Origin of the sequence: Cupriavidus phytorum (assembly GCF_003254285.1) — a bacterium.
GTDB classification, from domain to species: domain Bacteria; phylum Pseudomonadota; class Gammaproteobacteria; order Burkholderiales; family Burkholderiaceae; genus Cupriavidus; species Cupriavidus phytorum.
Genome location: NZ_QKZN01000028.1, coordinates 1 through 12,471, shown reverse-complemented (window position 1 = coordinate 12,471; position 12,471 = coordinate 1). Strand labels below are relative to the sequence as shown.

Annotated in this window: 8 protein-coding genes; all 8 read right to left on the bottom strand. The window is 66.8% G+C overall.

What is annotated here, in order from left to right; genetic code table 11:
* Positions 1–516: 516 nt before the first annotated feature.
* Positions 517–2,697 carry a PQQ-dependent dehydrogenase, methanol/ethanol family gene (locus C7416_RS28645; RefSeq protein ID WP_111521996.1) on the bottom strand — a complete coding sequence of 727 codons (2,181 nt, stop codon included), beginning with the start codon at positions 2,695–2,697 and terminating at the stop codon, positions 517–519.
* Between the two features lie 36 nt (positions 2,698–2,733).
* Positions 2,734–3,639 carry a transporter gene (locus C7416_RS28640; RefSeq protein ID WP_306437556.1) on the bottom strand — a complete coding sequence of 302 codons (906 nt, stop codon included), beginning with the start codon at positions 3,637–3,639 and terminating at the stop codon, positions 2,734–2,736.
* A 102-nt stretch (positions 3,640–3,741) separates the two neighbouring features.
* On the bottom strand, positions 3,742–5,160 hold the full coding sequence (locus C7416_RS28635) for an aldehyde dehydrogenase family protein (RefSeq protein WP_111521994.1): 1,419 nt from the start codon (positions 5,158–5,160) through the stop codon (positions 3,742–3,744).
* Between the two features lie 288 nt (positions 5,161–5,448).
* Entirely contained in the window at positions 5,449–7,335 is a 1,887-nt protein-coding gene (locus C7416_RS28630; protein WP_111521993.1) for a sigma-54-dependent Fis family transcriptional regulator, read from the bottom strand.
* A gap of 194 nt (positions 7,336–7,529) precedes the next feature.
* The gene (locus C7416_RS28625) at positions 7,530–9,896 is read right to left on the bottom strand and encodes a DNA polymerase II (protein WP_111521992.1); all 2,367 of its coding nucleotides are present in this window, start codon (positions 9,894–9,896) and stop codon (positions 7,530–7,532) included.
* A gap of 82 nt (positions 9,897–9,978) precedes the next feature.
* On the bottom strand, positions 9,979–10,470 hold the full coding sequence (locus C7416_RS28620) for a VOC family protein (RefSeq protein WP_111521991.1): 492 nt from the start codon (positions 10,468–10,470) through the stop codon (positions 9,979–9,981).
* A 181-nt stretch (positions 10,471–10,651) separates the two neighbouring features.
* Positions 10,652–11,254 carry a glutathione S-transferase family protein gene (locus C7416_RS28615; RefSeq protein ID WP_111521990.1) on the bottom strand — a complete coding sequence of 201 codons (603 nt, stop codon included), beginning with the start codon at positions 11,252–11,254 and terminating at the stop codon, positions 10,652–10,654.
* Between the two features lie 62 nt (positions 11,255–11,316).
* Positions 11,317–12,471: biotin/lipoyl-containing protein (locus C7416_RS28610; RefSeq protein WP_309250945.1), on the bottom strand; the 1,155-nt coding region annotated here is incomplete at its 5' end.

The window sequence follows — 12,471 nt, the reverse complement described above, 5'->3', positions numbered from 1 at the left end:
TCCTCGCTCTTTCGAGCGGTCGCTCACTCTCAGAAAACTGACTGACCAGATCCGAAGACCCAGTCACGTTTTGCTGTGCGAGCACTGTATAACTTTTAAGCTAAAAGACCGAAGTCTTTCGCATCCGCTATCAAGCGCCCACACTTATCGGTTGTTTGTTTGTTAAAGAACTTCGCCATCCGGCTTTGCCGTTCAGCGCGCTGCGTTTTTGTCAGCAGCGAAGGAACGAGACTTTAAAGAAATTTTTTCGATTAAGCAACTGATTTCGAAAAATTCTTTATTGCGCTGGACGCCCTCTTTCGAGTTAATTCTTGCACGCCGTTCCCTGCCCGTTGCGCGATGCCTTGCGAACGAGGGGGCGAATCTTAATACCTGGATGCGAGCCTTGCAAGTGTTTTATCCAACGCAACACAAAGAGCCTCTGCTGTCACTTTGACAGCTCGTCCCACCGGGCACGATCGATGTCGCCCGGTGGGCAGCGCTGTCGCCTTTGCGCCTCACCTGAACGGCTGCGCCTCAGTCGGAAAGTTTCTTCGGCCGCACCGCATCGGCCGTGCCCTGGATGAAGGCCTGGATCTTGACGACGTCTTCGGCGGTCAGCTTGCCGGTGAAATCCGGCATGCCCTGGCCGACGTAGGGGCCGTTGAACACGATCTTGTCCAGGTTCTGGATCAGGCCTGAGCCCACGTAAGCGAGGTTGGGAATATTGCCGCCCTTGTCCACGCCCGGCACGCCATGGCAGAACACGCAGTTGTTGACGTACAGCTTCTGCCCTTCCTGTACATGGGCGGGGTCGTACTTCACGCCCTGCAGCAGCCCGGCCATCGGATACGGAGCGGACGGCGGAGCCTTGGCCTTGCCGCCAATGGCAAAGGTATAGACCGTCCCGGGCGCCTTGCGGTCGGTAGCGCGAGTGCTCAGGCCGAACACACCGCCCCAGCCCACCGCGATCGACACATATTGCTTGCCGTCGACCATGTAGGTGACCGGCGGCGCCACCACCCCGGTGCCGGTCGGGGTCTCCCACAGCTTCTCGCCGGTCGCCGCATGGTAGGCGATGAAGCGGCCGTCGGCGGTGCCCTGGAACACCAGTTCTCCAGCGGTGGTCAGCGTGCCACCGTTCCAGGGACCGGTGTAGTCCTGCTGCCAGGCCGCCTTCTGCCGGACCGGGTCCCAGGCGATCAGCCGTCCCATCGGCTTGCTTTTCGGCGGCTCGGCGTTGACCAGCATGCCGAGGTTCCAGCCCACCCCGCGATGCGCCTCCGGCGAGTCCTTCTGGTTATGCACCCAGTGCTTGTTGTCGGCCAGGGTCAGCGGCACATGCTGCGCCGGGATATAAGCCAGCCGCAGGCGCGGGTTGTATGACATGGCATGCCAGTTGTGCGCGCCGAACGGTCCCGGCACGGCGTCCACCGGCTTGCCTGAAGTGTCCGCCTGCGGTGTCTCGATCGGACGTCCATTCTTGTCATAGCCAGATGCCCAGTTGACGTCGACGAAGTTCCTTGCCGAGATGAACCTGCCGTCGGTGCGGTCGATCACGAAGAAGAAGCCGTTCTTGGGCGCGTGCAGCAGCACCTTGCGCGGCCTGCCGTCGATCTTCAGGTCAGCCAGGATGATGTCCTGGGTCGAGGTGTAGTCCCAGTTGTCCCCCGGCGTTTCCTGGTAGTGCCAGACGTACTCGCCGGTGTCCGGGTTCAGTGCCACCACCGAGGCCACATAGAGGTTGTCCCCGCCCTTGGGGCTGCGCACCTTGCGGCTCCACGGACCGGCGTTGCCGGTGCCGATGTACATCAGGTTGAGCTCGGGATCGAAGGCCATGGTGTTCCACACGGTGCCGCCGCCGCCGTTGACCCAGTACTTGCCGGCGGGATCCCAGGTGCCGGCGGCGCGTGCCATCGCTTCGTTCTCGAACGGCTTCGAGGGGTCGCCCGGCACCGTGAACCAGCGCCACTGCTGGGCCCCGGTTTCGGCATCGTAGGCGGTGATATAGCCGCGTGCGCCATATTCGGCGCCGCCATTGCCGATGATGACCTTGCCCTTGTACACGCGCGGCGCGCCGGTGATGGTATAGGAATGGCTGCGGTCGACGATGGTGTCCCGCTCCCAGACCTTCTTGCCGGTGGCGGCGTCGATGGCGATCAGCCTGCCGTCGAAGGCGCCGACGTAAACCTTGCCCTTGTGCAGCGCGACGCCGCGGTTGACGACGTCGCAGCAGCCCTTGTGGGCCATCTCGCGCGGCACCTTGGGATCGTAGGTCCACAGCTTCCTGCCGGTGCGCGCGTCGATGGCGTGGACCACGCTCCACGGCGCCGTGACATACATCACCCCCTCCACCACCAGCGGCGTGGCCTCGACACCGCGGGTCGATTCCAGGTCATAGGACCAAACCAGGCCAAGATTCCCGACGTTGCCGCTGTGGATCTGGTCGAGCTTGCTGAAGCGCGTTTCCGCGTAATCCAGCCCATAGGTGGGCCAGTTCGGGGTGCTGGCCTCATTGGCGCGAATCGCTGCACCATCGATGCGCGTGGTGGCGGCGCGGATTTGCTGCGCGACGGGCGGCCTCGCCTGGCTGCCAGCCGCCGCATCCGCCGCATCCGCTGCACGCGCGCCCGCGCACGGCAGCGTCAGCAGCGCCAGGGCGACCGCTGCCACAGTGCGCGCGTGCCCGTTCGCACCGGCTTGCTTGTGTCCTGTCATGTCGTTCTCCTCTCTCTCTGTCAGGTCGTGGCTCGCTCAGAACACCTTGAGCAAACGAAGATTGAAACGGCTGCCCTCCAGCGGGCCATTACGTACCGAGATATCGCGTCCATAGGTGCCGAGCACCTGAACGGTCGGCGTCGGGAACCACGCCATGCCCACCGAGAACTTGGACGTATTGGTGTGGTCGTTGCGCGATACACCATTCACCCTGCTCTCTCCGCCGGCCGCGTAGGACAGCCCGCCGCGGAGGTCGAAGCTTTCGGTCAGGTGGTAGCGCAGCCATGCCTGCCCCTGGAACAGCGGCTCCTGCCGGAGCGTGGCAGCGCTCGGACCGAACTTGTCGTTGCTGCCGAAGATGGTCACGTCGGCGACCAGGTCCAGCGTGAACTTGTCGATCAACGGCGTGATATAGCCCGCCTGCAGCGCGAACTTCCAGCGATGCTCGCCCAGATTCAGCGGCCGGTCCTTGTCATAGCTGCCCACCGGTACGAACAGGAAGGGCGTGATGCCGAAATAGCGCTTCTGTTCCGGCTGGTTCACCAGCCAGACCGTGGCGGCCAGCATCAGGTCGCCCACGCCGCTGGCGCTGCCAAGCGCGCTCAGGTTATCGGTCGCACGCAACTTGCCGAACGGCAGCAGGAATTGCGGGTCGATGGTGTAGCCGCCGATCTCCATAAAGCGAACGTAGCGCACGATGCCGACATCCGAATCCAGGTTGCCGCCGGCGATGCGCTGGCCGCCGGCGTAGATCCTGTCGCGCTCGACGTGCTGGTAGTACAGCAGGCCAAGATTGGTGCCTGCCGGCAGTGCGGTGTAGTCGCCTGCATCCACGTCGATCGCCAGTGCCGGCGCCGCGCCAAGCAGCAGCGCCGCGCCTGCCGCGCTGCGGCACAGGGCCGAGCGCATCCCCGGGCGGAATGCCGTCCGTAGCTTCTTCATGTCTCCTCCACTCTTCTATTGTTTTTGGCCGTGCTGCGGCACGGCGAGCCAGCCGTGCCGCCCCGCCGGCCGGCGGGCAAGGTGGCAAGGGGGCTAAGCGGTTCAGCGCCCCTGCTGACGCGCGATATTGATCACGCTCAGTTGCGCATACTCGGCCAGGCCCTCCGCGGCGAACTCCACGCCCAGGCCGGACTCCTTGGCGCCGACCAGCGGGATATGCGGGCCGAAATGCAGATGCTGGTTGATCCAGGCGGTACCGACATCGAGCTGCTGCGCCACCGCGTAGGCGCGCTGCGGGTCGGACGACCATACCGAACCGCCCAGGCCGTAAGGCGAGGCATTGACGCGCGCCACGGCCTCGTCGATATCGTGGTACTTCAGCACCGGCAGGATGGGCGCGAATTGCTCTTCGGCCACCAGTTCGTTGTTGTCGGGCAGGTCGCGCACAATGGTGGGCGCGACGAAGTAGCCGTCGCCGTGCAGCGCGGCACCACCCGCCAGGATCTTGCCATCGCGCCGAGCCGCGGCCAGGAAGCGGCCCGCCTTGTCGAACTGCATGGCGTTCTGCAGCGGCCCGATGGCAACGCCAGGCTCCGCGCCATTGCCGACCACCGCTGCACTGGCCAGGTCGGCCAGCGCCTCGCACAGTTCGTCATGGATCGAAGCATGCACGTACAGGCGCTTGAGTGCCAGGCACACCTGGCCGCAATTGTAGAAGGCGCTGGCGAAGATCTTTGCTGCGATGTCCGACACCCTGGCATCGTCGAGCACGATGGCGCCGTCGTTACCGCCCAGCTCCAGCGTGACGCGCTTGAGCCGCGGACCGGCGCTTTCCATCACCTTTTTGCCCGTTGCGGTGGAGCCGGTGAAGGACACCTTGGCCACGTCCGGGTGCGCGGTCAGAAAAGCCCCGAGGTCATTGCGGTCGGTGATCACATTCAGCACGCCCGGCGGGAAGATGTCCTGGGCCAGCGCGCCCAGCCGCAGCGCAGTCAGCGGCGTGGTCGGCCCGGGCTTGAGCACGACCGTATTGCCCATCAGCAGCGCGGGCGCGATCTTGTAGGCCGCAATCAGCAGCGGGAAATTCCATGCGGCAATCGCCGCCACCACGCCCAGCGGCTTGTGATGGATTTCGATGCGATGGGTGGCGTCGTCCTGCACCACCGCGACCGGTAGCTCGAGTCCGGCGAGATGCCGGACGAAGGCTTGCGCGAACGCCAGCTCCTGATGCGCCTCCGCAAGCGGCTTGCCCTGTTCCAGCACCAGCGACGCTGCCAGTTCTTCGGCATTGGCGCCGATTTCGTCCGCAAAGCGCAGCAGCAAGGCGCGCCGTGCCGGCAGGCCCGATGCGGCCCAGCCCGGCTGCGCCGCCTTGGCGGCGGCTACGGCGTCGCGCGCCTCGCGTTCCGTGGCGCACGACACGGTGGTGAATACCTGGCCGGTGGCCGGGTTGATGACATCCAGGCGAGCCGTGCCCTCGACCAGTTTTCCGCCTATCAGCAGTGCTGCGTTGCTTGCCATGTGCTTTGTCTCCTTTGGTCCCTTTAGTCCGTTACGCGCGGTTCTTGCCACGCGCTCGGCTCCCTGGACGCAAAGGCCGTGCCCGCACTCCGTCACGGCGCCGGCAAGCCGCATGATGGCCGCTTTCCCGCAACTTCTGCCCGCTGTGCGGGCGCGCGTGAAGCGCGTACCTGTAGCAGTCTGAGGCAGTGTCTCGGTACAACTGCGACACCGCGTTGGCACGCGCGCAAAGAAAAACCCCGCAGCCTTGCACAAGCTGCGGGGTCTGATGCGCACCGGCGCCGTCGCTCAGGCGGACTTGCTGCGCGCCAGTTTGCGGTACAAGGTCGCGCGCGAGATGCCGAGCGCGCGCGCTGCCTGCGAGCGGTTGCCGCTCAGCGCCGCCAGGGTGCGGTGGATCAGCTCGCTCTGCATGTCGGCCAGCATGGTCGAGTGCGTGTCAGGCCCGCCGGGCGGGACACCGGCAGCCGGCGCCCCGATCGCCGCCACCGTCAGCCAGCCTTCGTCGAAGTGTTCGCGTTGCACCAGTTCACCGCCGCCGGACAGCGCCATCGCCGCACGCAGTACCTGGTGCAGTTCGCGGATGTTGCCCGGCCATTGATGCGCCATCAGTACCGCCATCACATCGGCGGCAAGCCGTTTGGGGCGCCCGCGCGCGAGCGACCGCATCATGGCTTCGATCAGTTCGGGCAAGTCGGTGCGCTCGCGCAGCGCCGGCATGCGCACTGACATGCCGTTCAGGCGATAGAACAGGTCCTGGCGGAAGCTGCCCTGGCGCACCAGTTGGTCCAGGTTGCGGTGGGTGGCGCAGATGACGGAAATGTCGACCGGCACCGGCTTGCTGCCGCCGACGCGCGTCAGGCTGCGCTCCTGCAGCACGCTCAGCAGCCGCGTCTGCAGCGGCAGCGGCATATCTCCGATCTCGTCGAGAAACAGGGTGCCATGGTTGGCCTGCTCGATCTTGCCGATGCTGCCGCCCTTGCGGCTACCGGTGAACGCGCCGTCGGCGTAGCCGAACAACTCCGCCTCGGCCAGGCTTTCCGGAATCGACGAACAGTCCAGCGAGACAAAGGCGGTGCCCGGGCGGCTGGCGTCATGCAGCGCGCGCGCCAGCAGGCTCTTGCCGGTGCCGGTCTCGCCCAGCAGAATCACCGGCACCTGCTCGCCGATGACGGTCACGGCCTTGTCGAAGGCGCGCGCGAGGGTCGCGTCGGCAATCAGGCAGTCGGCGCCGCCGGCGGGCTTTGCCGCGGCGGTGCCGTGGCGGCGCGCATGCTGCTCCAGCGAGACGAAGAAACGTTCCCCGCTGCGCGCGCTCAGCGAGCCCGGGGCCGGGCCCGTGCCGCCGTGCAGGCCGCCGGCAAAAACGTCGCGCATATCGATGCCCTCGCCGCTGCCGGTGCGCAGGCCCAGCATTTGCCGGGCAGCACGGTTGGCGGCAATGATCACGTCATCGTCGGAGATGGCGATGATGCCCTCGGCCGGCGTATGGAGCATGCGATGGTCATGATGCAGATGCACGATCCGGCGAGCCGGCAGCCGCGCGTAAAGCCGGTTCTCGATCGACATCGCGGCGGCCTGCACGCGGCTGAGCGCGTAGGCGGGCAGGTCCACGCCGAAGCCGGTGACGTCGAGCACGCCGATCAGCCGGTCGTGGCAGTCGTAGATCGGTGCCGCCGCGCAGACCACGTCGACGAGCTCGTTCAGGTAATGCTCGCCACGCCGTATCTCCACCGGCATGCCCCCTTCGCGCAGCACGCAGCCAGGGGCATTGGTGCCGAGCGCGGCTTCGCACACCTGCTTGCCACCACGGATTGCGGCCGCAGCGGCGGGCGCCGCGGCCGGTCGGCTGCTGGCGCTGACGATCATGCCTGCCGCGTTGGTGCAGAACACCAGCCAGTGTTGCGCGGGAAACGCGCGCGCCAGGATCTCCATGTCCTCGCCGGCGGCTTCTATCAGCACACGGTGTTCGTCCTCGAGCCGCTGCAGCTGGCCATGCGTGACGAAGTTGCTGAACAGGGCGCGATCCTCTGGCCGGAGCCCCGAATTCGCGGCGCGCTCCCACGAGCGGGCAACCAGCTCGGAGACCGTTCCGGGCGGAATCAGCTTGCCGTCGAAGAAGTTCCGCCGCGCGATCTGCACGTCGCGTACCAGCACGTCCGTCGCATGCCTCATTCCCTTGTCTCCACACTGTTTCTGTACTCGGGCTGCCAGTGGGGCGCCCCGGTGGAAGGGAACTTTATGTGAGCCCTACCCTGTTTTCAAGCCTGTGACAGGGGCGGCATGGTTTTCACCTGAGCCGGTGCTGTTTCGCTGCCAGCCAGGTGTCTCAATTTGAGTCACCTGCCGTGGCTGGAATCACACTTGGGCTACTGCGGAAACAGCGCCATCTGGCCGGATATCAGCGTCTCGAAGCCGTCGTCGAGGAATGGCAGGATGGCGTCGGCGATCGGCTGGAGCTGCTTTGTCACGTAGTGGCCGTAGTCGATCGGCGCTGTCCGCACTTCCAGCGGCTCGGGCCCTGCCACCGTCATCACATAGCTGATCCAGCCGCCCTGCTGATACTGGCGCGGACGCCCCTGGCGCTCGTTATAGTCGTCGGCGATGCGCGCGGCGCGCACGTGCGGCGGCACGTTGCGCTGGTACTCCTCGAGCCGGCGCCGCAGCCGCTTGCGGTAGACCAGTTCCTGGTCGAGTTCGCCGGCCAGCGTGCGGCGCACGATGTCGCGCACATAGTCGGCATACGGCTCGCGGTTGAAGACCTTTTCGTAGAGGGTCTGCTGGAAGCGCTGCGCCAGCGGCGACCAGTCGGTGCGCACTGTCTCCAGCCCCTTGAACACCATCTCGCGGGTGCCGTCCGGACGCTCCACCTGGCCGGCATAGCGCTTCTTGCTGCCAAGCTCGGCGCCGCGGATGGTCGGCATCAGGAAGCGCCGGAAGTGCGTCTCGAACTGCAGCTCGAGCGCGCTCTCCAGCCCATAGGCCTGCCACAGGTGGTCGCGCCACCAGTCGTTGACGTAGGCCACCAGGCTGCGCCCGATCTGCGCGGCGTCGGCTTCGGTACGCGCGCGGCGCAGCCAGACGAAGGTGGAGTCGGTGTCGCCGTAGATCACCTCGTAGCCGCGCGCCTCGATCAGCGCCCGGGTCTGCCGCATGATCTCGTGCCCGCGCATGGTGATCGACGACGCCAGCCGCGCGTCGAAGAAGCGGCAACCGCTCGAGCCCAGCACGCCGTAGAACGCGTTCATGATGATCTTGAGCGCCTGCGCCAGCGGCTTGTTGCCATCGCGCTTGGCGGCCTCGCGCCCCTGCCACACCCGTGCCACGATGGCCGGCAGGCAATGTTTGGTCCGCGAAAAGCGCGCGCCGCGGAAGCCCGGCACCGAATCGGCGTCGTCCGGATGCGCCAGCCCTTCGACCAGGCCGACCGGATCGATCAGGAAGGTGCGGATGATCGACGGGTACAGGCTCTTGTAGTCCAGCACCAGCACGGATTCATACAACCCGGGGCGCGAGTCCATGACGAAGCCACCCGGGCTGGCTTCGGGCGCTTTCTCGCCGAGGTTGGGCGCGACCAGGCCCTGGCGGTGCATCAGCGGCATGTAGAGGTGCGTGAAGGCCGCCACCGAGCCGCCGCTGCGGTCGGCCGGCAAGCCCGTGACGGTGGCGCGCTCGAGCAGGAACCGCAGCAGCTCGGTCTTGCCGAAGATCCGCGTCACCAGCTCGCAGTCGCGCAGGTTGTAGCGCGCCAGCGCCGGCTTGTCGTGGGCGAACATGCGGTCGATGGCGTCCATGCGGTCGTACGGATTGTCGATCGCCTTGCCTTCGCCGAGCAGCGCCTGCGCCACCGCTTCGAGGCTGAACGATGGAAAGCTCCATGTAGCGGAGCGCAGCGCCTCGATGCCGTCGATGATCAGGCGCCCCGGCGCGCTGGCGAAGAAGTGCTGCTGTGCGTTGTGCTCGCGCCATTCCATTTCCGTGCCGCCGCGCCCCAGCCGCAGCGGCACCTGGAACCTGCGCGCCTGCTCCTGCAACACGCGCAGGTCGAACTGCACCAGGTTCCAGCCAATGATCGCATCGGGATCGTGGTCGGCCAGCCACTGGTTAAGCCGGTGCAGCAACTCGGGCCGGCTGTCGCAGTACGTCAGCGAGAAATCGACCTGGGCCGGCGTTTGCGGCGCCGGCCCCAGCACGTAAACCTGGCGCTGGCCGCAGCCTTCGAGCGCGATCGAATAGAGCTCGCCCGCCGCGCTGGTTTCGATATCGAGCGACACCAGGCGCAGCGCCGGCCGGTAGTCGGCCGACGGCTTCATCTGCGCGTTGCGCAGCACGCCGGCGCCATCCGGCTCGCCGTCGAACCACACCGGCGCGGTGATAAAGCGCTCCATCAGGTAGCGCTCCGGCGGGCGGATATCGGCTTCATACACGTCCACGCCGGCATCGCGCAGCGTCCTGGCCAGCTGGATCAATTGCCGGTGCTGGGCGCAGTACAGCCCCAGCACCGGCCTGCGCTGGAAATCGCGTAGCGCCAGCGGGCGCAGATCGACCCCGCGCTCGCGCGACAGCAGTGCCTCGGCACGCTCGCGCTGCACCTGCGGCACAAAGGCCACCGATGGCTGTGGCGCCAGCCGCAGCCGGCGCGGCCCGTCATCGGTTGCCAGCCAGAATTCGACTTCGGTCCCGGCTGGCGTATCGCGCCAGTGCCGCGTCAGGATGAAGCCTTGCTGAAGTGCCACGTTGCTGCAGGGTCAGGAATGGAAATGCGCTGGATACTCGAGGAAGCGGGCCGGCTTGCGCCGCGCAAGCCGGAGCGCTGCATCAACCCGGCGCTGTGCCCCGCCTTGCTGCCTCGATGGTGGCGATGTCGATCTTGCGCATCGTCATCATCGCGTCGAAGGCACGCTTGGCCGCAGCACGGTCGGGATCGGTGATCGCCTCCAGCAGCGCGCGCGGCGTGATCTGCCACGACAGGCCCCAGCGGTCCTTGCACCAGCCGCAGTCGCTTTCCTGGCCGCCGTTGCTGACGATGGCGTCCCACAGCCGGTCGGTCTCGGCCTGGTCGTCGGTCGCGATCTGGAACGAGAAGGCCTCGCTGTGCTTGAAGTGCGGCCCTCCGTTCAGCCCGACACACGGAATGCCGGCGACCGTGAATTCGACCGTCAGCACATCGCCCTCCTTGCCATCGGGATAGTCGCCCGGTGCGCGCATCACGGCGCCGACCGCGCTGTCGGGAATGGTCTTGGCATAGAAGTTCGCCGCCTCCAGCGCATCGCGGTCGTACCACAAGCAGATGGTGTTCTTGCCTGGCATATTGCGTCTCCTTGAAGGCTCGGCGCCGGAGTCCGGCGCCCGATGGACCAGCGTGCCGTTGCGACCGGCGCCGCTGGCCGGGACTCCAATGTCTCACACTCCGGGGAGCAATGCAGGCCGTGGCGGCATCACATGGACCGGAGGCCCGCCGGCATGCAGCGCCCGAAGCACGCCGGTGTCGCTAGCCTTTGGCCGCGCGCACGAAAGCATCGCGCGCGGTGACGCGCGCGACGTAGTCCTGGATGCAGCGGCTTTCGCGGATGCGCGGCGCACCGAACTGCCCCGCCCATGCCAGCGACGCACCCAGATAGACGTCGGCGGCGCTGAAGCTGTCGCCTAGCACGAATGGCCCCGGGGACAGGGCCTTTTCGATGGCGTCGATGACTTCGTCATAGTCGCCCCAGCCGACGGTCTGCTTGGGCAGCGGCGCCTGGGCACGCATCATGCGATCGGTCAGCGCCGGCTCGAAGCAGCTGCCGCAGAAGAACAGCCAGCGCAGCACCGTGCCGCGCGCGGACGAGCCCGGCGGCGGCATCAACCCCGCTTTCGGATAGGCATCGGCGAGCCAGGCGATGATCGCGCCGTTCTCGGTCAGCACGGTGCCGTCATCCAGCACCAGCGTGGGGATCTTGCCCATCGGATTGATCGCCAGGAAAGCCGGCGAACGGCTTTCCCCCTTGGCGATATCGATGTGCTGCAACGCGTAGTCGGCGCCAACCTCCTCCAGCATCCAGCGCGCCACCGACGCGCGGCTCTGGGGGTTGTAGTAAAGCGTCATGGTCATACGTCCTCCCGGCCTCGGCCCAATGGATTCAGAGGCAGCAGGATAGCACCGACCCGACGCTTTCAGTCGCTGAACGCTAGTAGTTGCGCGCCTTCGGCGACCTGCTCGCCGATGCCGTAGAGCACTTCGCTGACGACACCGTCGGCGGGGGCGCAGATGGTGTGTTCCATCTTCATCGCCTCCATCACCAGCAGCGGCGCACCGCGCGCGACCGTACTGCCGGCCTCGACCATCACGGCGATGACCTTGCCCGGCATCGGCGCGGTCAGCTTGCCGCCCTCGCCTTCGGCCTCGCCGGCATGCGCGAGCGGATCGAGCCACGCTAGCGTAGCGTGGCGGCCACCGTGGAACACGTGGAACTCGTCGCCATCCAGGTGAACCTGCCCGTGCGCGCGCCGCGTGCCGAGATTGACGCGGATATCGTCGGCCTGGCAGGTATAGGCAAAGGGCGCGGCCTGGTCGGCGTAGCTCAGCGTGCTGCCGCGCTCGTTGCTGTCCAGCGTCACGTCGAGCATCTGCTCGCCATAGCCGAAGCGCAGCCTGCGCGACACACCGCCGTTCAGCCGCCACGCGCCGGCGTGGGTCCACGGCGAATGCGGATCGGCGGCATCGATGCGCAATTCGCGCGCCTCGCGATCCAGCAGCGCCGCCACCGCCAGCGCGATCAACTCCATGCCGACCGGCGCCGGCGGCGGGAACAGGACCGCCTCGTTGCGCGCGATCAGGCCGGTGTCGAGATCGGCGGTGCGGAACGCCTCCGACTTGACCAGCCGCTGCAGGAAGGCCACGTTGGTCGACAACCCCACCACGTGGTACGCCGCCAGCGCCTGGCGCATGCGCGCCAGCGCCTCGTCGCGGTCCTTGCCCCAGACGATCAGCTTGGCAATCATCGGGTCGTAGAACGGACTGATGGTGTCGCCCTCGCGCACGCCGGCGTCGATGCGCACGCCGGCCGGGCCGTGGGCATCCTCGCCACGCATGAACTGCACCGCCGGCGGCGTGCGCAGGAAGCGCAGCGTGCCGGTGGACGGCAGGAACTGCTTGTCGGGATTTTCGGCGTAGATGCGTGCTTCCACCGCGTGGCCGTCGATGCGCAGCTGCTGCTGCGTCAGCGGCAGCGGCTCGCCCGCGGCGACGCGCAGCTGCCATTCGACCAGGTCCTGGCCGGTGATCATCTCGGTCACCGGGTGCTCGACCTGCAGGCGCGTGTTCATCTC